This window comes from Porifericola rhodea (assembly GCF_030506305.1).
Lineage (GTDB): Bacteria > Bacteroidota > Bacteroidia > Cytophagales > Cyclobacteriaceae > Catalinimonas > Catalinimonas rhodea.
The window spans coordinates 3972749-3996140 of record NZ_CP119421.1 but is presented as its reverse complement, the minus strand read 5'-3'; the positions used below and the strand labels follow the sequence as shown (position 1 = coordinate 3996140).

Sequence of the window (23392 nt, the reverse complement as noted above, 5' to 3'; positions counted from 1 at the left end):
ATCATAATCCTATGCCCGTCACAAAAGAAGATATCCTCAAAGCCCTGAGCACGGTAGATGATCCGGATCTAAAACAAGATCTGGTAAGCCTGAATATGATTAAAGACCTGGAGGTTGAGGGTAATCATGTGCGCTTTACTGTGGAGCTGACCACACCCGCCTGTCCGCTGAAAGAAGTAATTAAAAACGCCTGTATTGATGCGATCTATGATCAGGTTTCATCTGAGTTGCAGGTTCAGATCAATATGAGCTCCAGTGTTACCTCTAGCAGAAAAAATGCGGTAATGCTGCCTCAGGTAAAAAATATTATAGCTGTGGCCTCTGGTAAAGGTGGCGTAGGAAAATCTACGGTATCGGCTAACCTGGCCGTAGCATTGTCTAAAATTGGTGCTAAAGTAGGTCTGGTAGATGCAGATATCTTTGGTCCTTCAATCCCAACTATGTTCAATTGCGAATTTGAGCAACCTGAGGTAAAAAATGTTAATGGCAAAAATGTTATAGTACCTCTTACTCAGTATGGCGTAAAGCTTATTTCTATCGGTTTTTTAATGGCTGCTGATGATGCTGTGGTGTGGAGAGGTCCAATGGCAAGTAAAGCACTACAACAGTTTTTAGGCGACGCAGACTGGGGTGAACTGGATTACCTGATTATAGACTTACCTCCTGGTACCAGCGATATACACCTTACACTGGTTCAGTCGGTACCGGTTACCGGCGCATTAATTGTGACTACACCACAGAAAGTTGCTTTGGCAGATGCTCGCAAAGGTTTGTCTATGTTCAGGCAGAAACAAATCAATGTTCCTATTCTGGGTATTGTAGAGAATATGGCTTACTTTACACCTGCCGAGCTACCTGATAACAAGTATTATATATTCGGAAAAGAAGGAGGCAAAGCTTTTGCCGAAAAAGCGGAAGCACCATTTCTAGGAGAGATACCTTTGGTACAAAGTATCCGAGAAAGTGGCGACCGAGGATATCCCGCTGTGCTGGGTGTTGGAGAAGGCAATGCTCCTACTCCTGAGCAATTGGCCTTTGAAAATCTGGCACAAGAATTTGCAAGACAGGTAGCAATTAGAAATGCGAATGCTACCAAAACGAAAAAAGTAGATATTAACGCTCAATAAGCCCAAAAATGGAGAATCAAGAACTTGTAAGCCGTATAGAAAAAGCGCTGAACGACATCAGACCCTATCTGGAAACTGATGGCGGCGACGTAAAAGTACTAGGCGTAGATGACAATATGGTAGTAAAACTGGAACTTTTGGGGGCTTGTGGATCTTGCCCTATGTCTGTTATGACCATGAAAGCTGGTATAGAAGAAACCATAAAAAGACAGGTGCCTGAGATCACCGATGTTAAGGCGGTAAATATTACCAGCCCTGACGACCCTCATGCCAAACTTCCCGACAATATGGCTTAAGATTAGTCGTTATCTGCTGGAAAACATCAGTCTTAACAAAAGTAACAGTTAGCTACTTCTAATTAGCAGGCTTGTCATTGAATATGAACCATTCCATTACCCCTGTGTCTGTCATTCGTGTGTTTTGTTCCTTTTACTTGCTATTTGCATGTGTGCTCCCTCTTAGAGCACAGGATCATATAGATAAATGCGGCACAGTGCCATTCAATGACAAGCTTAAACAAATGCTCGGCAACAATCCTGGCACCGAAAAAAACCAGTTTGAACAATGGATTAATGCCAAGAAGAAGGAAGGAATAAGCAAACAACTTAGGACATTAACTGAAAATCAGCAAAACGCTGTTTTACGCATTCCGGTAGTAGTTCATGTTATTCACCGGGGTGAGGCTGTCGGCGAAGGTACCAATATTCCGATGGAGCAGATTGAAAGTCAGATTCAAACCCTGAATGAAGACTTTAGAAGACAGAACGCGGATCAGACATTTACGCCTTTGCGTTTTCAGGATGTAGCGGCAGATGTAGAAGTAGAATTTGTACTTGCCCTCCAGTCTCCCGATGGTTTTGCTACTGATGGAGTTACCCGTACAGAAGGCAATCAACTAACTTACGGAATCAACAGTGCCAGCACGTTAAGTAGCCTTAGCTACTGGCCCGCAGAAGACTACCTGAATATCTGGGTAGCTCCTTTGCGCAATGGCTATTTAGGATTTGCCCAGTTTCCGGAGTCAGACCTGCAAGGCTTGGAAGACGCCTCAACAAACCGCCTCACTGATGGGGTTGTAGTTGACTATCGCTACTTTGGAAGTGGTGGCAATGCTAATAGCAGTAGCTATGGCCGAACCGCTACTCATGAGGTAGGTCACTTTCTGGGCTTAAGGCATATTTGGGGCGATGGAGACTGTAGTGCAGATGATTTTGTTGACGACACCCCCCTGCAATCTTCAGAAACTAACGGTTGCCCGATAGAACCATCAAGCTGTGGTAGTTATGATATGTTTCAAAACTACATGGATTATACTGATGATGCCTGTATGAACCTGTTTACCGAAGGTCAGAAAGAAAGAATCTGGATTGTTCTGCTGAACAGCCCAAGAAGAGTATCATTGTTAGAATCACCTGGACTGGAAGCTCCTGTTATGGCAGATAATGATGCTGCCATTGAAAGAATTATCTCACCTCAAGCTCGCGAGTGCGAATATGAACTTATCCCTGCCGTAGAAGTGGTTAATGCTGGTACCGAGACGATTAACTCAGTAAGCATACAGCTCTTTTTACAGGGAAATCTTATTTATGAGCAGCAGTCTAATATTACACTCGCTAGCAGTGAGAGTGCAGAAGTAAGCTTCCCTCCTTTAAATTTGCAGGAAAGTAGTAGCCAGTACGAAATTAGCTTTTCAGTATCGCAGGTGAACGGAGGGGAAGATGAAAATAACTTTAACGACACTAAATCTGTCAATTTTATTATCCCGCAAAGAGGAGACCTACCCCTGGCAGACAATTTTGAAACACCAGCCAGCAGTACACTCTTAAATTCAGGTACAATCAATAATCCAGACCAGTCCTATACCTGGGAGGTTGTAGAAGTACCCGGTTTTGATGGAGAAGATAACACTGCTCTAAGTCTCCAATTTTTTGAATACGAAACCGGATTAGGTGAAAAAGATTATCTCTACACACCAGTCTACAACTTAAGCGGACTCAAATCTGCTGAGCTAAGTTTCCTTTATGCCTATGCTGCATACGAGCAGGATGGCGACCTTAGAAATGATGGTTTTACTGTAGCCATATCAACTGATTGCGGAGCTACCATAAGCGAAGTACTTTTTGATGCCAGTGGAGAAGATTTGTCTACTTCCCCTGCCATAAACTCAGATTTTACTCCTGCAAGCCGTGCCGAATGGGAAAAGCTAAGCTTCTCTCTGGATGCTTATCTGGGCGAAGAAAACGTTCAGTTCATCTTTATTGGCACAAATGACTATGGAAATAATCTGTATCTGGATAACATTAATCTGGAAGCTGAAGAAGATTTAGCATTAGACCTTGCTATAGATAAGGTTTTCAAGCCTTCTCTACTTTCAGCTAATACTTCTCCAATACCTACTATTCGTGTTGTCAATGAAGGATCTTCCACAGTAAATAGATTTGAAGTAAACTACAGTATAGATGGAGGAACTACTACTAATTTTGTATATGATGCTTTTCCTTTAGAGCCTGGGCAAAGTAGAGAGTTTACTTTTGAAGAACAAGACTTAACTGTAGGCATTCACCGATTGAATGTAAGTGTATCTGCCCCCAATTTAACTCCTGACGAGCAAACTGAAGACAATGAGCGCATTTACAACTTTTACGTAGATGACAAAACCGATATCCTTCCTCTCATTCAGGATTTTAGTAACATCTCAGATGGAGGTCTTCCCGATGTGTTGATGAGCGAAACCAGTGTACATGAAAACGCGTGGCAGGTGGTAAATCCAGATGGAGACATCACCTGGAACCTTATTGCCCCCAATGAAAATGAAATAAACAGTATTTCTGCCTATATTAATCTTTACCAAAACCAGAATGTAGGAAGTGAGGATATGCTCGTTAGCCCAATACTTGACTTTTCCACACTTTCGGAGGCCAGCGTATTCTTTAAAATTTCCTATGCTCTGCTTTCAGCTGAATATGCAGATACTTTAAGAGTAAAAGTATCAACCGACCTGGGAGATAGTTATACTACTGTCTATGAAAAAGCGGGAGAAGACCTGGCTGTTACTACAAGTCAGCAAGCCTGGGCCCCTGCTCAGGAGAGCGATTGGAAGCAGGAATTTATAAACCTTACAGAGTTTGCCGGTGAAGAAAATGTACGCCTTGCCTTTGAAGTAAGTAATGCCTATGGCAACAATTTGTATCTGGATGATATTGAGTTTTTTGTATCTGCCACACAGGAGCCTGTAGCCCAGATACTTGAAGAAAACAACTACCGAGTATTTCCAAACCCCTATACCGCCCGTACAAGTGTAGAATCTGATGGCCTGCTAAAAATAGCATTTAACCTACGTGAGCGTGATCAGGTAAACATATTTTTAATAGATACGCAAGGTAAACTGGTAAGCGAACTAAATTTTCCCAATACACTTAATCAAACTTACCAATTAGACTTGCAGGCTTTGCCTACAGGTATGTATATTGTTAAAGTAGTAAGTAGTACGATTAATTCTACAAATAAGCTGCTTAAGCAATAATTTTAAGCATATTTACTTATAAGATTCATCTTCATATTTAGTATTTTTCGTAAAAATTTCTTAAAATATTAACAATACTTCAAAAGTATTATTTTTTTTAGCTGTATAATTTAACTATTTTTAAATTTACTCGTTCTTCCTTTTGGAAAGAGTAAAGCTTAATAACATCTAATTTTTACGATTTGTACCGTTTAGAAAGCAAGATTAATACCTCTTCGGAGGAATTTAAAAATCAACAGGCAGCTTATCGTGAACTTATCAATCAGTATCGCTCTATCCTTCGCTCTACAGCGCAGGGAGGTAGCGAAAATGCTCAGGCTAAGCATACCAAAAGAGGTAAACTACTGGCACGAGACCGTATTAACCTATTACTAGACCCCAATACTCCTTTTCTGGAATTATCGCCCATGGCTGCTTATGGCTTGTACGATAATGAATTTCCTGCGGCGGGCGTTGTTGCTGGCATAGGTATCATACACGGGCATGAAGCCATCATTTCTGCGAATGATGCTACGGTTAAAGGAGGGACTTATATTCAGGAGTCTATTAAGAAACACATTCGTGCGCAGGAAATCGCCATGGAAAACCATTTACCCTGTGTATACCTGGTTGATTCTGGCGGTGTATTTCTGCCTGATCAGTCTAACGTTTTCCCTGACCGCTTTGATTTTGGCCGTTTTTTTTACAACCAGGCTAGATTATCTGCTGCCGGAATTCCACAGATCGCCGTAGTAATGGGCTCAAGCACCGCAGGCGGTGCCTATGTTCCTGCCATGTGTGACGAAGTTATCATTGTACGTAATCAGGGACATATATTTTTGGGTGGTCCTCCCCTTGTAAAAGCCGCTACCGGCGAAGAAGTAAGTCCAGAAGAACTGGGCGGGGCAGAAGTACACACAAGCAAATCAGGCGTGGCAGATCATATGGCAGAAAACGATGCCCATGCCATTCAGATATGCCGAAATATTTTTGAGACTTTACCTAAAGGGCACAAACAACCTCTGGAAAAAAGAGCTACAGAAGAACCATATTACGACCCACAGGAGCTTTATGGGATTGCGCCTATCAACTTTAAAAAACCGGTAGATGTAAGAGAAATTATTATGAGAATGGTAGATGGTAGCCGTTTTCATGAGTTTAAAGCCAAATATGGTACTACACTGGTTACAGGTTTTGCCCATATTCATGGCTACCCTGTGGGCATTATCGCAAACAATGGTATTCTGTTTTCCGATAGCTCATTAAAAGGCGCGCACTTTATAGAGCTTTGCTGTCATCGCCAGATACCAATTGTATTTCTGCAAAATATTACCGGATTTATGGTAGGTAAAGCTTATGAGCAGAGTGGTATTGCCCGTGATGGGGCCAAAATGGTGCATGCTGTTGCTAATGCCAATGTCCCTAAGTTTACTATTGTATTTGGAGGCTCTTTTGGTGCTGGTAACTACGCTATGGCAGGTAGAGCCTACGACCCACGATTACTGTTTATGTGGCCTAACTCCAGAATTTCAGTCATGGGCGGAGAGCAGGCAGCCAATGTGCTGGTTACTGTAAAAGAAGCACAGTTTGAGGCGAAAGGTAAAACCTTTCCTACCAGTGAGGCAGAGCAGCTGAGGTCTCAGATTATGAATAAATACGAGCGAGAAGGTTCCCCCTATTTTAGCACTGCACGCTTGTGGGACGATGGCATCATTGACCCGAAAGATACTCGGAAAATACTTGCTATTGGTATCTCCGCATCGCTTAATAAAAAATATGAAGATACCAGGTTTGGTGTATTTAGAATGTAGACCTAACTAAGTTGTACTAATGAATAAATACGAGAATATTGAGTTTGAGGTAAAGGACGGAATTGGTACGCTATGGCTGAACCGTCCTGAAGTTAGAAACGCCTTCAATAATCATATGATTTCTGATATCATAGATTGTCTGGAATCCATAGAACATGATGCTGAAATACTAGCTCTTGTTATCCGCGGAAGAGGTTCTGTATTTTGTGCGGGTGCTGATATCCACTGGATGAAAAGCTTTTCAAAACTTTCGTATGAAGAAGATTACAAGGAAAACATGCACCTGGCGCGCTGTTTTTATATGATTTATTCGTTTAGCAAACCGACCATAGCCGTAGCACACGGAGCTTCTTTTGGTGGAGCTAATGGCTTGCTTGCAGCTTGTGATATTGCTTATTGTGTGCCCAACACTACTTTTTCTTTTAGCGAGGTCAAAATTGGCATTATCCCCGCTACCATTTCACCCTATATTATTAAAAGAACCGGTGAATTTAATGCACGAGAGCTAATGCTTAGCGGTAAACGTTTTCCTTGCAAAGAAGCATTCGCCAAAGGTCTGGTAAACCATGTGTGTGAGGAAGAACAGTTGGAAGAGACACTCAACCAAATGTATAACGAGTTTAGAACCAACTCACCGCAAGCAATGGCAAGCACTAAAGAACTTATTTTTAATATCTGTAAGAGCAGTAATTTCAATGAAACCATTGACTATACAGCGCGTATGATTGCCGATGCCCGTGCTTCTGAGGAGGGTCAGGAAGGTATGGCTGCTTTTATAGAAAAACGAAAACCCTCCTGGATCAAAAAAAGAGAGAACGTGATAATTAAGTAATGTTCAAAAAAATACTAATTGCTAACCGAGGAGAGATTGCTGTCCGCATTTGTAAATCTGCCCATGCTTTGGGTATCAGTACTTTAGCAATTTTTGCGGAAGACGATAAAGACTCCATGCATGTAAAAACAGCCAGTGATGCTGTCTCTCTGGGGGAAGGTAAGCTGAGTGATACTTACCTTAACATTGATAAAATTATTGGTATTGCTCAGGAGTATGCCTGCGATGCTGTACATCCGGGGTATGGTTTCCTATCAGAGAATGCTGCGTTTGTAGCTGCCTGTGAAGCCGCTGAACTTACATTTATTGGCCCTTCTTCTAAAGCTATCAAGCTGATGGGCAACAAAATAGAAGCTCGCAAATTTGCACAGCAGGCCGGCATTCCCACTACGGAGGGTTTTACTGGAAGTAAGGAAGAGATACTTGAAAAAGGGGCCCAACTTCCCTACCCCTTACTGATAAAAGCTGCTGCCGGTGGAGGTGGCAAAGGAATGAGGATTGTAAGACAAGCATCGGAGCTTGAGCAGGCCATTGCTTCTACCAGCCGTGAGGCCAAAACCTATTTTGGAGATGAAGCAGTGTATGTAGAACAATATTTAGACGAGCCACGACATATTGAGGTTCAGGTGCTGGCGGATCATCATCAAAATGTGGTACACCTTTATGAGCGAGAATGTTCATTACAACGACGTTATCAAAAAATTATTGAAGAAGCACCCTCACCCAGTCTAAACGCAGCTACACGTGAGGAGATTGGCAAAGCGGCAGTTCAACTCGCTAAAGCTATACCTTACTCCAATGCCGGAACTATAGAGTTTCTTTTGGATAAGGAACAGAAATTCTATTTTCTGGAAATGAACACGCGTATTCAGGTGGAGCACCCGGTAACAGAACTGACAACCGGAATAGACCTGCTAGCTGAGCAGATTAAAATAGCCGCGGGCCATGTACTCCCCTTTACGCAGGAAAATATTCAGCAGAAAGGTCATGCTATTGAGTGTAGGATTTATGCGGAAAGCCCTGAAAATAATTTTCTTCCTTCTCCAGGCGAGATTACATACTACTACCCTCCAAAATCGCCGAACTACAGGCTTGACACATTTATAGATAAGCCCATACGTATTCAGAGCAGTTATGACCCTATGATCTCCAAACTTATCGTTTATGGTAAAGACCGGGAGCAGGCCAGAGCTAATAGCATCAGTGCTCTGAAGGAGTATGCCATCCATGGAATAGATACAAATATCCACTATTTGCTCCACCTGCTACAGTCAGAAGATTTTGTAGAAAACCGTATCTCTACCAAATACTGCGACCAGCATACACCCAGATTACTAGACGAAATGGAGGAGCTGAAAAAGAAAAATTCATTGTTGGCCATAGCTTCCGCAGGGTTAAGCTATGAGCTGGCTAGCACAGAGCAGAATGATAAAAGCCATATCAATGAGAATATTTGGCAAGAACTAGGCTATTGGCGTCCACTCCCGGCTATTAAACTTTTACTCCATAATGAAGAAGTACATATTGAACTCTGGAACATACGCAAAGGTGAATATGAGCTGATCTTTGGTACCCAAAATGAAGTGTTAAAAATAAAGCACAAAGATCAGGGAAAAATTGTTTACTACTTAGGCGACATTGAGCACACAGCTTTTGTCTCAGATAATGAAGACCAAAGCTATCAAATCTCATTTGAAGGCATGAGCTATCAGATGAAGAGACTTGATAAGCTGGCAAATAGTGAACTGATTATGGAAAACACTGGAGCAGAAGAGGCAAGTAACCACTTATCGTCTCCTATGCCCGGAAAAGTCATCCAACTGAATGTAAAAGCAGGCGATACCGTAAAAAAGGGAGAGGTACTGCTCATTGTGGAAGCTATGAAGATGGAAAACAACATCATTGCTCCTAAAAATGCAAAAGTAGAAGAGATCTATGTAAGCCAGGATGCTATGGTAGACAGAAACATGCCTTTGGTGAAACTTTCCGAGGTAGATGATGAAGAGCATTAACGAAAACAACAGAACCCATGTACGTAACAGAACAACACGAAATGGTGCGAAATTCCGTCCGGGATTTTGCCGAAACGGTTATCAGGCCCGTAGCCCGAGAGCTAGACAAGCATGAAAAGTTTTCTTTAGAAATTACCCAGCAAATGGGAGAAATGGGCCTCTGCGGCATGACAGTTTCAGAAGAGTTTGGTGGCCAGGGCATGGATTATTTGTCCTATATTATTGCTGTTGAGGAATTATCACGTATAGATGGATCTCAGGCGGCAACCATTGCTGCACATAACTCATTGGGTACAGGCCCTCTATTCAATTTTGGTAACCAGAAGCAGAAAGAAAAGTATCTTCCCGATCTTTGTAGCGGCAGGGCTTTATGGGCTTTTGGCCTTACTGAACCTGAAGCTGGTTCCGACTCCCGAGGCAGTAAAACCACAGCTCGTTTACAGGATGGCAAATGGGTAATCAATGGGTCCAAGATTTTTATTACCAATGGAGCTACAGACATTACTAAAGGCGCAACTGTACAGGCCGTTTCTGGTGAGGTAGATGGTAGCAAAGAGTTCTCGACAGTCATTGTCGAGAGAGATACCCCTGGCTTTGAGGCCAGCGAAATGCACGACAAGTTTTGCTGGCGAGCTTCAAACACCTCTCAACTATTTTTTGATAACTGTCAGGTTCCCGAAGACAACCTGTTAGGAGAGAGAGGCCAGGGATCTAAAATTATGCTTAAAACCCTTGATAGTGGTAGACTGTCTATTGCTGCTATGGGTTTAGGACTGGCACAAGGTGCTTATGAAATGGCACTCGCATATGCCAAAGAACGCAAACAGTTTGGTCAGGCCATAAGCAAATTTCAGGCAATTGCTTTTAAGCTGGCGGATATGGCAACTAAAATAGAGCTGGCAAGAAATTTACTCTACAAAGCCTGCTGGCTGAAAGATCACGGAAAGCCCTTTGGAAAGGAGGCAGCCATGTCTAAACTTTACTGCTCAGAAATAGCTAAAGAAGTGTCTGATGAAGCTGTGCAGATTCATGGAGGTTATGGCCTGATGGCTGAGTACGATATCGAAAGATTTTACCGTGACCAACGTATCCTACAAATTGGAGAGGGCACCTCAGAGATACAGCGCATGGTTATATCTCGCCATATCGGCTGCTAATAACATGCCATTTAGGAGCCATGCCCGTTCATGGCTCTATTCTGTGTCATAAATTTATATTCTTGAAAAGCCCCACCTATGTCAGTCTCTTCTCAGGTAAAAATTACTGAATGTCCTCGTGACGCAATGCAGGGAATTACCGAATTTATCCCCACCACTCATAAAATTAAATATATTAATAGCCTCTTAAAGGTTGGTTTTGATACTTTAGATTTTGGTAGCTTTGTTTCGCCTAAAGCCGTTCCTCAGATGAAGGATACTTCTGAGGTGCTACAAAACCTTAACCTGGATGGCACTCAGACGAAGTTACTGGCAATTATTGGAAATATGCGTGGAGCAGAGGAGGCTTGTAAACACGCTGAAATTACCTACCTTGGATTCCCCTTTTCTTTCTCCCCTACCTTTTTAGAAAGAAATATCAGAAGCACTATAGAAAAGTCTTTTCAGCTAGTACAGGATTTACTCGCCCATAGTACAAAACATGACAAAAAGCTTTTAGTCTACATATCTATGGCCTTTGGTAACCCCTACGGGGATGACTGGAATACAGAACTACTTCTGCACTGGATAGACCAGTTGCACTGGGCAGGCATTCGCGATATCGCTCTTGCTGATACAACAGGCATGGGAAATGCAGCAACTATCGCAAAGGTGCTGGATATAGTAGTTCCTGCCTATGCAGAAGTAAAGTTTGGCCTACACCTGCACACTACTTCACAAGACTGGCGCGATAAAATTGACGCAGCATACCAAAATGGCTGCCGTCATTTTGATGGGGTACTCAATGGGCTGGGAGGTTGCCCAATGGCCGGGCCAGAACTTACCGGAAATATCAGAACTTCTGATTTGCTGGCTTATTTTGATGAGCAGGAAGCTTCTACAGGAGTAGACAAACAAGCATTTGCGCATGCCATGCAAATGGCTGAAGACATTATGCCCTAAATGTGTATATTTTCCTTTGTCAGAAATAGTTAAGCTTTATTGTACTTCACTTTTTCTTCTAAATTTCCTCTGTATTTTTGAGACTTTTACTTACATCATTAGAAGTAAAAAAGTTTACATAAGAATATGGTAACTTTTTTGCTATATCTCAAAAGATGTAAATTGCCGCAAAAACCACATAGATGACTAAAACTATTGCCGTAATCTCCGGAGGCACCTCCAGCGAGTATATTGTGTCCATGAAAAGTGCTACCAACATCATGGAGTCTATTGACAAAAATTTGTATACCCCCTACCAGGTAGTAATTAGTAAAGACGGCTGGTATGCACACGCAAAAGGCAATCAATATCCTATTAATAAAGATAACTTTTCATTTCAGCTGGACGAACAAGAAATCAAATTTGATTTTGTTTACAATACAATTCATGGTACCCCCGGCGAAGACGGAAAGATTCAGGGCTACCTTGAACTGATGAATATTCCATATTCGGGCTGTGATGTAATAACAAGTTCTATTACATTCAATAAGAACCTCTGTAAGCGAATAGTTGCCAGCTATGGGTTTACTACCCCACAGTCGGTTATGCTAAACCAGCAAATGGAATATAAAACTGAAGAAATAGCCAAAGATTTAAGTTTTCCCTGTTTTGTTAAACCCAACAATGGTGGATCTAGTTTTGGGGCTAGTAAAGTAGATGAAGTGAGCCAACTTGACGCAGCAATTAAGTTAGCTTTTGAACACGACAAAGAAGTACTGATAGAAGAATATATTAAAGGACAGGAAATGACCTGTGGTGTGTTTTTTACAGACGGTAAAGCACAAGCACTACCAATTACAGAAATAGTATCAAAAAACGCTTTTTTTGATTATAAGGCAAAATACGAGGGAGACTCAGAAGAAATAACTCCAGCGAGAATTTCAGAAGATCAGACTGCCGAGTGCCAAAGCCTGACTGAACAAATTTATACTTTGCTAAACTGTAAAGGCTTGGCAAGGATAGACTATTTACTTAAAGATGGCGTATTTTATTTTATAGAAGTTAACACTACGCCTGGCTTCTCTCGTGAGAGTATTATTCCGCAGCAGATTAAGGCTGCCGGACTGGAAGTAAGCAAAATAGTGAATCAACAAATCACAGTATAAGTGTGATATTTTAGCAGAACTACAAAGTAATAATCAACATATGAACCTGTTTAGAGTAAGCTCTATCAAAGATGTACTTATCCATTTAGCTATAGTTTTAGCATTAGGGATTACCATTTTGGTGGTGTTTTTTTATGTATACCTGCCCAATACAACAAATCACGGTGAAACAGTAACCGTACCCGATCTGGAAGGTATTCATCTGGATGATATTGATGAGTTTTTGACAAAAAGAAATCTAAGGTTTGAAGTGTTAAGTGATTCTGGTTTTACTACTGAATACGAGCCCTTTACTATTCTGAACCAATACCCTCTACCAGGCTCTAAGGTGAAAGAAAACCGTAAGATCTTTCTTACACTCAACGCGGTCAATCCTCCAAAAGTAAAAATGCCTGACTTGGTAGATGGCTCCGTTAAAAACGCTCAGTTAGTGCTACAGAGCTATGGGCTGGAAAGAGGAAACATCAAATATGTGCCCGATTTAGCCCAAAATGCTGTTTTAGAGCAAAAATTTGAAGGTAAAGATATTGAGGCTGGTACATTCATCCCTAAAGGTTCTAAAATTGATTTGGTAGTTGGTGATGGATTAGGAAATACCGTTTTAGAAGTTCCTGACGTTAATGGGATGGATCTGGAAGAAGCCGAGTTTATAATTGTTGGCTCCGGATTAAAAGTAGGCAGCGTACTGTTACAGGAAGCTGACCCTGAGGGCCGTAATGCCCGCGAGGTAGTAGAAAATGCAGCTCCCGACGAGCGCTATGTTGTAGTAAGACAAAATCCAGGCTCTGAGCGTAAGGTGCGCATTGGAGAAGAAATTGATATCTGGCTTAACGTTTTAGAAGAGCAGGAAGATAGCATACTGGACGAGGAAGAAGAGGAAACTAGCGACATTAGTGAAACTGAATAACAAACTTTGTTAAACACAGCATTAAAACCTATTTTTTTTAGTCTGGTGCTACTTCAACTATTTGGAGTAGCTACTAGCCACTCTTATGCGCAGAATCAAAAGCAGAACTGGCAGCTACTTCATATTCCTCAAACTGCTAAGGCTGAGTCAGCGGTTATTCGTGCGAAAATGCTGGCAAATGATACCTTGCAACTTCCCTTTTGGGACGATTTTTCTTATGTCAACTCTAACACCCATGGCAATACCCGCTATGCTCCCGACAGTATGCTATGGGCTAGCGGAAGCGAAACCGTAAGAGTAAATACTGGTCTCAATATTAATCCACCTACAATAGGCATAGCTACTTTTGATGGTGTAGACAAAGATGGCAGACCTTACAGTAGCTCAGAAAATGCTGAAGGCTTAGCTGATTCTCTGGTTTCACTACCTATTGATCTGGCTAGTGTACCCAATAACCAAAGGCAAAGTGTATATTTTAGTTTTTTCTGGCAACAGTTTGGTCTGGGTGAGTTTCCAGATGCAGTAGACTCTATTAGGCTTCAGTTTAAAAATGTTGACAACGAATGGGTTACTCAATGGAGGCAAAGTGGAGGAGATTCTATAAGCACTATTGAGTTTACTCAGGAAATGATACAGATTGTTAACCCTAACTTCTACCATAATGCTTTCCAGTTTAGGTTTCAGTCTTTCAACCGCCTATCGGGAGCATTTGATACCTGGAATATAGACTATGTCTATCTAAATAGCGGCCGTACCGCCTCAAATACAGCTTATCTGGACAGAGCTTTGGCCACCCTGCCTACTTCTCCTTTTGGTGATTATACAGCAATCCCTTACGATCATTTTAAAGCAAGCCCGCAAAGCTACGTAAGCAACAGTTCGGTAGACTTTTACAACCTGAACATCCAGCTACAGCCCGTAAGATTTACCGCTCTTCTCAAAGATCATCAAACCAAGGAAGTTCTACAGGTATTAACAAATAACCAAAGCTTAAACCCTGTTCCCGCAGGCCAGGAAAGGCGAACGATTACTGCTGAGGCAACAGAGCCTACTACTCTTATTAAAGAGCAGGATTCTCTGTATGTAGAAACCGAGTTTTTTATTACTTCCGGAGACAACTTTCTGATTGAAAATATTCAAAGCGGTGATACTACTTTTAGCACGAATGTAGACTTTCGGGTAAATGATACCACACGTGCTACATACGCTTTGCACGATTACTATGCTTATGATGATGGAGAGGCGGAATTTGGTGTAGAAGTTAACCAAAGCGGAGGGAAAGTTGCTTATCAGTTTGTGAGTCCAAAAAAGGACCTGCTTACGCATGTAGACGTATATTTCCCTCCTATCATAAGAAACCAAAGCGCGATTCCCTTTCAGCTGATGATCTGGAAAAGTCTGGAAGATAGCCTGGGGCAGGAAGTGGTGCTAAGAGAGCAACAATCCCAGACTGTCAGTGGAGACCTCAACCAGTTGGTCTCTATAGAGTTAAGCTCTCCGGTAGTGGTGTCAGATACGTTTTACATAGGCTACGAGCAACAGGGTGACTCCTTTATTGCCATTGGTTTTGACAAAAATACAGATACCTCAGAGAAAATCTTTTTTAATGTGACAGGTGCCTGGGATCAGGATACGGAATTAAAAGGAAGCTTGATGATGCGACCCCGTTTTGAAGAAAAACAGATTACAGGTATAGATGAGCCTGACAACATAACTTCTGTCATCGTATACCCAAACCCTTCGGATGGTAGCTTTACTATTAATACACCATTTGAGGCTGTGTACATATATGACATCAGAGGAAAGCTGCTACAACAGTTCGTATCGCATCAAAAAAAGGAGCAGAAAATAGAGACTGAACTAAGTAGAGGAATATATCTGCTGAAGATCGTAATAGACGGAAAAACTTTGACTAAAAAGTTATTGATTAAATAAACTAAAACTTATAAATCAATTGTAATCGTAGTTGCGTTTTTTTGTTATCCTGAATTTCTTCAAGACTGCTGCCCAGTGACTCTTTATCGTAAAATATAGTACGACCCCATCTTATCCAACTGCTTAAGTGCCTATTAACTTTGCATCTTAGAAGCGCATAATACCGTACACCCTGACCAGAGTATGCAGGTACGGTAAATGCGTAAAGCACATCATTTTCATACAAATACTGCCTGTTATCATAGTCCTGTGCATTAATTAGTGCGAATCGTGTATCTGCCTTCCATCTTCCGCACGTATAGCTAATGTCCTGAGCGACTACCCAGCCGCTACTTACTGAGTCTGGCAATGAATAATTTCCAGTATGTAAGCGGGTTTTTAGTTTGATGTACTCGTTCAAGCTATGTTCATATTTAAATATCAGGTTGGTTCTATTGCCCGGAGCAAGCTCTTTGTAGATACTATTCTTTGCATTAATACCTTTTTTCTCCTGCCTGAATTGTACACTAAGCTTATTGTTTCTATCCAATTGATATGTGCCACCTAATAGATACTCCTGCCCTTTTGATGGTGCATCTACTCTGTACCGTAACCAGGGAAAATGAAAAAGGTCATAATATGCAGATAGCTCCAGTTTGGGGAGAGGTTCTAATTTCAGCCCCCAATAGAAACCTTTTTCGTTTGCATTACGACTATTTTCACCAAATGCATTACCGTATAAACTATAGAAACCTTGACTATAATTTCTATAGAGCCATACTGACTCCAGATAGGTATTCAAAACGGCATTGACCCCACCGACCATAGCATATTCACCTTGATTTGACTTAGCTATTTCAGCAAAGCTATACCAATGTTTTTGCTGGTAAGAAACATATACACTACTATTTAATAGATCTTTTCCTCTAAAATCGTGTTGCTTGTAAAGTTTGTCAGCAGGAATGAAAGTATAATTAAACTTACTTTTAAGAAGATTTACACCCATCTGAAAATTCTGGTATTTATTACTGAAATGAATGTTACTTCCAATCTCCTGTAAACCTAACGTCCTTCTTTTTTCTATTTCATTAGAATTGCGATAAAGCCCGGTAAGATCAAAACTCTCAAAATATGTATTACGATCTGTTGTATCTTTCTTCAGGCTGGCATTTCGCTTTTGAGAAGAGAGTAAAAGGCTAATCTTTGCATTAATTTTTTTGGAAGGCAGTTTCCAGCTTACAGCCAACCCTCTCATAAAACCATTCTCCGTACTAGATGTATAAGGCTTAACCCCCTGCTGGCTTCGGCCTACTGACCTGACCGTCATGGCACTTTTTCCCAAACCAAGTCCACCACCGAAAATAAGTTGCTGACCAGACTGAAAAGTGTAATCCCCTAGTATAACCTGTTCTATCGGACCTACTTTTTCTAGTTGAAAGTGGGCAGAGATGAAATCAGCACCATATTTCTGTTGGTTTGGCTGCCAACTTACTTTTTCACCAGCGTCTTTTTCTACAGTAAGACCAAGGCTTATACTCCCGGGTTGTGATATTCTGAACCTACCATACAAGTGTTGAGGACTTCCTTCGTAAGCGGTAGAAAGCCCTTTATTTTCCAAAGTATCTGTACTATACCCTTTCTTTTCTTCCAGATAAACACTTTGTCTTAAAATAACATACTTATTCGTAGCCGATTGTAAGCGATTTATAAGGTTCAGCTTTCTATCCTGAACAGGGGCTATCTCAATAAAATGAAGTAATATCTCTATAGTCGGATGGTCTAAAGCAGGGATCATAGCCAACTCGTATTGACTTAAAAGTGGTCCATAATACTCTCGATAGCGGATGATATTGTTAATCTGTCTCTCATTTAAAAATAGCAGCTGATGGAGTTCATTGGCACTAGCTTCATTTATATTAATACCATCCTGGTAATACTGAATAAGGTTTTCATAGAATTGGTCTACATCAACACGTTCATCGTATTCAGTATTAACCAGTTGATCCAGGACTTGCTCTAACACATCTGAATCCACACTTTGCCCAACAGCACAATGACTCAGAAATAATAGAATTACTTTAAAAAACAGACTACTCCTTTTCCACATTACGATTAAGCTTATATGCAAGATTCATGTGATGCGACATTCCCAAATAGGAATGCGCTTCAAGGGCGTAATCAATATGAAGTATTGAATGCTTTAGGCCCAAGCCAAAGAACAACCCACTCTGATCTCCTGTACTAAGTCCACAACGTAAGACCATCTTTTGTACTGCCTGATAGCTCAACCCTACCTTACACACTGGACTTTCTTCCAGTTCATGTAATAGTTCAGCGTAAGTACTCAGCTTTTTATCAAGTGTATAGCTTAATCCCAGACTCATGTTAACAGGTATCTTCTCTTGTGTTTCTTCAGAAACTACTGCCTGATTAAGGTTACTGATGCACACTCCTAACCGAAGTGACTGGGAAAGTTTAGCCATTCCACCCACATCAATTGCAGTAGCATAACGCGTATTGGCTCCTTCCATAGCAAACTGATGTTGGTTTACTCTTATGCCAAAACTATAATGGTTTATTGTCTGTCCGAAACTGATACTAAGTCTGTGTTGGCTAAAGATTTCGTCTCCAAAGCGATAAACACTCAAGGACAGTGCAGCATTAGATAGCGAGTGTAAGTAAGCCATGCTTAGTGTAGATAGTCCTTCTATAAATCCATAAGCACTTGTATACCCCGCAATAAAAGTATGTTCTTTCTCTGCGGAAATTCCAGCAGGATTAGCATACACCCCTACCCTCCCTCTCTTTGCAGTAGAAGCATGAGCAATTCCGGCAGATTCCGCACCAAATGGAAGATGCTGTGCATTAGCTACACATATACTACCAAGTATAAACAGAACTATGAATATTAAGTCTAAGCCCCTCATATTCTTACGCATAAACAATTATTAAGTAAAAATAACTCATTGTTAATACTCATATTTATATTTTGTATGAGTATTATAACATGCGTGATAAGTAGCAGAAATGAGAAATTTGGTAATAATTAGCATGATGTTTTTGTGCAGTTGTACAAAGATAATGGCACAGCTTAATGATGATTTTAGCGATGGGGACTTATACAGTAACCCTGTATGGAAGGGGAATACTGGCAAATTTGAGACAGATAGCTTTCAAAAGTTACATCTCAAGGCAGAGGCAGTAACTTCACAGGCTTACCTCAGCACTCCCTCAGAAGCAGTTGTCGATGGAGTGTGGCAGTTCTATTGTGAAATCAGTAAAAGCACTTCTTCCAGCAATCTTGCGAAAGTATTTTTAATATCTGACCAAGAGTCTCTTGATGGACCGCTTAATGGATACTTTGTTAAAATAGGAGGTACTAAAGATGAAATAAGTCTTTATCGCCAGGATGGAAGTGAAGAGGCAATTATCATAGATGGGTTAGACAAAAGAATTGAGTCTACTCCGGTACAGGTATATGTAAAAGTAAGTCGAGACCCACTGGGTAACTGGCAGCTTGAAAGTAAACTAGAAGAAGAAACAAGTTATTATAAGGAGGGCTCAGCATTTGACAATACACATACTACTTCCAAATACTTTGGATTGTACTGTAAGTATACTTCTACTCGCTCAACTGCTTATTACTTTGACAATATTGTTGTAAATGGTTCTCCGCTGGCAGACCAGACAGCCCCGAAAGTTATAAGTCAGACTATACTATCATACAATCAACTAGCTATTGGTTTTAATAAAGCTTTACACAAAACTTCAGCTGAAAATTTTGCTCATTATTTAGTAGCTGATAATGATATCTCTGAAATTCGCTATCACAATGACACAGTAATAATAAGCTTTGTAAATGCATTTAAGAACGCAAGCGCTTTCACTTTAAAAATACGTGGCATTGAAGATGAGCATAACAATACCCTTGCAGACACTACCTTAGAGTTCTATTATTTTGAAGAAACCGCAGCATATTGGAACACTATTCTTATTAACGAGTTTTTACCTGACCCTACTCCAGCATTAAGTGATTTACCTGATGCATCTGATGCCGAGTTTATTGAGCTATATAATCCAGGGCCCCACCCTCACAATTTATTAGGGTGGACTATTGATGGAAAAGCTTTGCCAGAGTACATTTTACCTGCTGGTGCTTACCTTATTGTTTGTCCGGTAAAATACGATTCAACTTTTGCTAATTATGGGCCCAGTCTGGGGATCAACAGTTGGCCTTCTTTATCAAATTCGGGTGCCAGTCTGGTATTAAAAGACAAAAATGCTTTACTGATAGATAGCCTAACCTATGATGCGGAAGACTATTTAGAAGGTATCTCCTTAGAAAGAGTTTTCACAAAAGCTCCCTGTAGTATCAATTTTAATTATAAAGCTTGTAGCGATAAGAATGGAGCTACTCCCGCGGCAATAAACTCTGTACATTCTACCGAAAATGATTTAGAAGCTCCACAACTAACTGGTATACGGGTACCTAAAGCTGACAGTATTGAAGTAAGCTTTTCAGAAAAAGTATACCTAAACATACCGTATACTGACCGAATAGCAATTAATGATACTCTAAGTCCTCTTAAAGTAGTTTACCTGGATAGAGATTCAAGCCATATAGCAATAATATTACAAGATGATCTTCCGTCTGAACAGATTTATAAGCTGTATTTTGAAGAAGTATATGATTGCAATGGAAACTTAGATACTGACATACGTAGTAGCTTTTATTTGGACTTGGAACCACCGGGACTGCTAGGTTTTGAATTGCTTGATACGGCTCAAATTAAATTACAATTTTCTGAAAAGCTTCTTAAACCTGAAGCTGAAAGAGAAAGCAATTTTATCTTCCGGCATCCAGATAATTTAGTCAAAAAAGCAGTCTTAAGTGAAGATAGCCTCAGCGTGATTTTAAATTTTACCTCCGCTCTTAGCCCATCTGATAGATCACCGCTCCTTTTCACTGGCTTAGAAGATTTACATGACAACCGCATAGCGGATACGTTAAGCATTAATCTTACTTATTTTACTGACATTGCGCACGTGAAGCCTCTTAATGCTCACGTACTAGAAGTTAGTCTGAAGCAGCAAGCTAGCTTTGTATCATTAATGAATAAGGAAAACTATACACTTGATCGCTCTATAGGTCACCCTAATAAGATCATATATGAGGAAGAGACTAATATAATCCGCCTCTTATTTGAAGAAGCACTTGATGCTAATAAAGATCATGAGTTGAGTATTGGAAGCCTTTTTAACAAGCAAAGTAAACCTCTTACTACTCCTATCTACAGGTTCTTTTTTGATACTAAAAGCCCCGAAATAGACTCTTTAAATATAATTGACAACTTTAAGCTCAGCTTTACATTTGATGAAGCACTGGATACCTCCTATACTAATGAAGTAAAGCTATTCATTAATCAAGAACTTACTAATTTTCAAGATCTCATAATTGATTCTAATCAGCTTCAAATTAGGATACCAGAAGGCTTAGCTCAGGAAAAATGGTACTACTTTGCCTTTGAGGGGCTGTCAGACAGTTCTGGAAACTTCAGCAAGCCCAATAAAGAATATAAGTTCTATTACGACCAACAAGCACCACGACTGGATTCAGCTTATGTTTTCAGTCACAGCAAAATCATGCTGATTTTTAATGAAGCGATAATGCCAGAAGATATAGGTGTAAACCACTTCATACAGAAGCTAAAAGGAATCAGGACGCAATCTATTAAGTTCTACCTACTGGAACCGAATCATGTGTTAATATCCAGCACAGAAACGATTAACTTGGATACAATCAGTTTTGAGCTTTCAAATTTCGCTGACCATAACTACAATCAAATTACTAAGCCTATCAATGTTAAAATCATACATCAGAGAGCAACTATAGGACATATTTCCCCTTTATCAGAGTATGAGATGCTACTGAACTTTACCTCAGATATCTCCCTATTTGATTTAAAAAATGAAAACTTTCTGCTTAATGATGAAACTCCTGAGTCGGTTAATCTAATAGATCCATACAGTATTAAACTTCTTTTTACTCATCCTTTTAGAGAGTCCATACATTACAACCTTCAATACTCATATCAGGAACATACTCAAACTCTAAAATTTGAGTATCAGGATTACATAGACAATCTTACTTTAAACCTGGCAGGAATAGTGGATATAAAACTCACCACTAAATTAAATTCCTCTACTGCAGAAGATGTTACTAACTTTTTCATTCCTTCTATTGGGCATCCTGAGGCAGCGCTTTATATCAAAGAGCAAAACAGTATACAACTTTTTTTTACCTCTGGCTTTAAGGCAGATAGTTTATACCGTTTAGAGGTGAAACATCTATCAAATGTAGATAGTACTACCCTACCCAGTTCTATTCATCTTATTGGTAAAGCACACACTCCAACTACTCATGCTCTATTATTCACCGAGATTATGGCCAAGCCTTCAGCTGCTACGCCATTACCAGTTGCAGAATACATAGAAGTATATAATGCCAGCAATCAAATATTACAGCTTTCTCAGATACGTTTAGCTGATGCTCAAAAAACTGTAAGCCTACCAAATTACTGGCTAGCTGCCGGCGAATACCTGACGCTATGTGCTACCACAGACCTAGAAAGCTTATCTAAATTTGGTAAATGCTTGGGCATTACCTCTTTTCCTAACCTAAATGATGATGCGGATATTTTGCAGCTTATCAATGAAAATGATGAGGTGATTCATAGTGTAGCTTATGATGACAGTTGGTATAATAACGCTACTAAAAACACGGGTGGTTGGTCGCTGGAGATGATAGATAAAGGCTTGCCCTGTCAGGAAAAAATAAACTGGAGGGCTTCTGACCATCCTAACGGAGGAACACCCTCAAGTGTAAACTCTGTTACCGAAAGCAGACCTGATAATGTAGCACCTACCCTCTTAGAAACATTGGCCGATGATAGCCTACATATCACTATAGTATTTAGTGAAAAACTGGATCAAAATGTTCTAAATGAAATCTCCATTGTACTGGATGACATACCCCTGAACCTTATGCTTTTAAGTTTAGAGGGATATAAAATTAAAGCAGAACTTGAAGAGCCACTCAAAGTAGGTAAAACAAGCGCATTATATATTGATCACTTGAAGGATTGTTCTGGCAATGTTCAATTTAACAGGCAGTTTGCTGAAGTTATTTTACCAGAAGCACATTCCGATGATGATGTTTTAATTAGTGAGATACTATTTCACCCTCGCAGTGGAGGTGTTGATTTTATAGAATTGTATAACAATTCTAATAAGCACATTAATTTAAAACAGTGGAAGCTTAAGAATCAGGATGGTAATACATCTTTACTTAGTCAGCAAACTTTGATAATTAAACCTTCAACATATATAGCACTAACACCTGATGTAGATCACCTAATGGCAGACTACCCAAAAGCCACAGAAAAAAATTGCATTGCACTAGAAAGTTTTCCTAACCTTCTATCTGAAGGAGGACAAATAACGCTACTAGACCAGCGCAATTGTATTATGCAGCAAGTTGATTATACACCAGATTGGCATCATCCTTTAATTCAGGAGACCAGAGGTGTATCTTTAGAGAGACTCAACTGGGAAAGCGATGAAAACGATCATAATAATTGGCAATCTGCGGCATCGAGCGTCGGTTATGCAACGCCTACCGCACCCAACTCGCAGCGAATGTCTACTCACGAACGTTTACTGGCTCATGCCCTTCAGGTAGAACCTCAAATTTTTTATCCTGACCAATCCGGCTTTCGTGATTTTGCCAGTATTCGTTATCAAATTGCTGGCAATGGCAACATTGCGAATTTGAAGATATTCAGTGCTCGCGGTCAGTTGGTGCGCTCTTTGGCAAAGAACATCAGCATTGCTGAAGAGGGATTTTTCAATTGGGACGGAACTGACGACCATCAAAAAAGAGTGAAAAATGGATACTATATTGTGTGGTTGGAAGTTTTTAATCCAAAAGGGAATGTTAGTATTTTTAGGTCAAAAGTAGCTGTTGGTAGCAAATATTGATTA

At 40.4% G+C, this 23392-nt stretch carries 14 protein-coding genes; 12 read left to right on the top strand and 2 right to left on the bottom strand.

What is annotated here, in order from left to right:
* Positions 1–11 precede the first annotated feature (11 nt).
* The 11 genes from PZB74_RS16400 to PZB74_RS16350 all read left to right on the top strand — a co-directional run bounded on the left by PZB74_RS16400 (position 12) and on the right by PZB74_RS16350 (position 15370).
* Positions 12–1127 (top strand): Mrp/NBP35 family ATP-binding protein, encoded by a 1116-nt coding sequence (locus tag PZB74_RS16400; protein WP_302238053.1) that lies wholly within the window; start codon positions 12–14, stop codon positions 1125–1127.
* 8 nt (positions 1128–1135) lie between these two features.
* Positions 1136–1423 carry a NifU family protein gene (locus PZB74_RS16395; protein ID WP_302238051.1) on the top strand — a complete coding sequence of 96 codons (288 nt, stop codon included), beginning with the start codon at positions 1136–1138 and terminating at the stop codon, positions 1421–1423.
* 83 nt (positions 1424–1506) lie between these two features.
* Positions 1507–4650: a T9SS-dependent choice-of-anchor J family protein gene (locus PZB74_RS16390; RefSeq protein WP_302238048.1), complete on the top strand. Its 3144-nt coding sequence runs from the start codon at positions 1507–1509 to the stop codon at positions 4648–4650.
* A 182-nt stretch (positions 4651–4832) separates the two neighbouring features.
* Positions 4833–6440 carry a carboxyl transferase domain-containing protein gene (locus tag PZB74_RS16385; protein ID WP_302238046.1) on the top strand — a complete coding sequence of 536 codons (1608 nt, stop codon included), beginning with the start codon at positions 4833–4835 and terminating at the stop codon, positions 6438–6440.
* Positions 6441–6459: 19 nt separating this feature from the next.
* Positions 6460–7272, top strand: coding sequence for an enoyl-CoA hydratase-related protein (locus PZB74_RS16380; protein WP_302238043.1), 813 nt, complete (start codon positions 6460–6462; stop codon positions 7270–7272).
* Positions 7272–9284 (top strand): acetyl/propionyl/methylcrotonyl-CoA carboxylase subunit alpha, encoded by a 2013-nt coding sequence (locus PZB74_RS16375; RefSeq protein ID WP_302238041.1) that lies wholly within the window; start codon positions 7272–7274, stop codon positions 9282–9284. Before PZB74_RS16380 ends, PZB74_RS16375 begins: the two co-directional genes overlap by 1 nt.
* A gap of 17 nt (positions 9285–9301) precedes the next feature.
* Complete coding sequence (locus PZB74_RS16370; protein WP_302238039.1) at positions 9302–10441, top strand: acyl-CoA dehydrogenase family protein; 1140 nt, start codon at positions 9302–9304, stop codon at positions 10439–10441.
* A 78-nt stretch (positions 10442–10519) separates the two neighbouring features.
* Entirely contained in the window at positions 10520–11383 is an 864-nt protein-coding gene (locus PZB74_RS16365; RefSeq protein WP_302238037.1) for a hydroxymethylglutaryl-CoA lyase, read from the top strand.
* A 182-nt stretch (positions 11384–11565) separates the two neighbouring features.
* Positions 11566–12528: a D-alanine--D-alanine ligase gene (locus PZB74_RS16360; protein WP_302238034.1), complete on the top strand. Its 963-nt coding sequence runs from the start codon at positions 11566–11568 to the stop codon at positions 12526–12528.
* A gap of 40 nt (positions 12529–12568) precedes the next feature.
* Complete coding sequence (locus PZB74_RS16355) at positions 12569–13435, top strand: PASTA domain-containing protein (RefSeq protein WP_302238031.1); 867 nt, start codon at positions 12569–12571, stop codon at positions 13433–13435.
* A 6-nt stretch (positions 13436–13441) separates the two neighbouring features.
* A complete protein-coding gene (locus tag PZB74_RS16350) occupies positions 13442–15370 on the top strand; it encodes a T9SS type A sorting domain-containing protein (protein ID WP_302238030.1) in 1929 nt (642 codons plus the stop codon).
* Position 15371: 1 nt separating this feature from the next.
* Here PZB74_RS16350 and PZB74_RS16345 read toward each other — a convergent pair whose 3' ends face one another.
* Both PZB74_RS16345 and PZB74_RS16340 read right to left on the bottom strand, forming a co-directional pair.
* Positions 15372–17456, bottom strand: a complete 2085-nt coding sequence (locus tag PZB74_RS16345; RefSeq protein WP_302238026.1) for a helix-hairpin-helix domain-containing protein — start codon at positions 17454–17456, stop codon at positions 15372–15374.
* Positions 17440–18288, bottom strand: coding sequence for a hypothetical protein (locus PZB74_RS16340; protein WP_302238024.1), 849 nt, complete (start codon positions 18286–18288; stop codon positions 17440–17442). The genes PZB74_RS16345 and PZB74_RS16340 overlap by 17 nt, the downstream gene beginning before the upstream one ends.
* A gap of 142 nt (positions 18289–18430) precedes the next feature.
* On the opposite strand from PZB74_RS16340, the gene PZB74_RS16335 reads away from it, so the two are divergent.
* Positions 18431–23389, top strand: coding sequence for a lamin tail domain-containing protein (locus tag PZB74_RS16335; RefSeq protein WP_302238021.1), 4959 nt, complete (start codon positions 18431–18433; stop codon positions 23387–23389).
* Positions 23390–23392 lie beyond the last annotated feature (3 nt).

Excerpts from the sequence above, each read along its gene's own strand:
- PZB74_RS16400 (WP_302238053.1), top strand. The coding sequence starts at position 12 with ATGCCCGTCACAAAAGAAGATATCCTCAAAGCCCTGAGCACGGTAGAT.
- PZB74_RS16395 (WP_302238051.1), top strand. The coding sequence starts at position 1,136 with ATGGAGAATCAAGAACTTGTAAGCCGTATAGAAAAAGCGCTGAACGAC.
- PZB74_RS16390 (WP_302238048.1), top strand. The coding sequence starts at position 1,507 with ATGAACCATTCCATTACCCCTGTGTCTGTCATTCGTGTGTTTTGTTCC.
- PZB74_RS16380 (WP_302238043.1), top strand. The coding sequence starts at position 6,460 with ATGAATAAATACGAGAATATTGAGTTTGAGGTAAAGGACGGAATTGGT.
- PZB74_RS16375 (WP_302238041.1), top strand. The coding sequence starts at position 7,272 with ATGTTCAAAAAAATACTAATTGCTAACCGAGGAGAGATTGCTGTCCGC.
- PZB74_RS16370 (WP_302238039.1), top strand. The coding sequence starts at position 9,302 with ATGTACGTAACAGAACAACACGAAATGGTGCGAAATTCCGTCCGGGAT.
- PZB74_RS16365 (WP_302238037.1), top strand. The coding sequence starts at position 10,520 with ATGTCAGTCTCTTCTCAGGTAAAAATTACTGAATGTCCTCGTGACGCA.
- PZB74_RS16360 (WP_302238034.1), top strand. The coding sequence starts at position 11,566 with ATGACTAAAACTATTGCCGTAATCTCCGGAGGCACCTCCAGCGAGTAT.
- PZB74_RS16355 (WP_302238031.1), top strand. The coding sequence starts at position 12,569 with ATGAACCTGTTTAGAGTAAGCTCTATCAAAGATGTACTTATCCATTTA.
- PZB74_RS16345 (WP_302238026.1), bottom strand. The coding sequence starts at position 17,456 with ATGTGGAAAAGGAGTAGTCTGTTTTTTAAAGTAATTCTATTATTTCTG.
- PZB74_RS16340 (WP_302238024.1), bottom strand. The coding sequence starts at position 18,288 with ATGCGTAAGAATATGAGGGGCTTAGACTTAATATTCATAGTTCTGTTT.
- PZB74_RS16335 (WP_302238021.1), top strand. The coding sequence starts at position 18,431 with ATGGCACAGCTTAATGATGATTTTAGCGATGGGGACTTATACAGTAAC.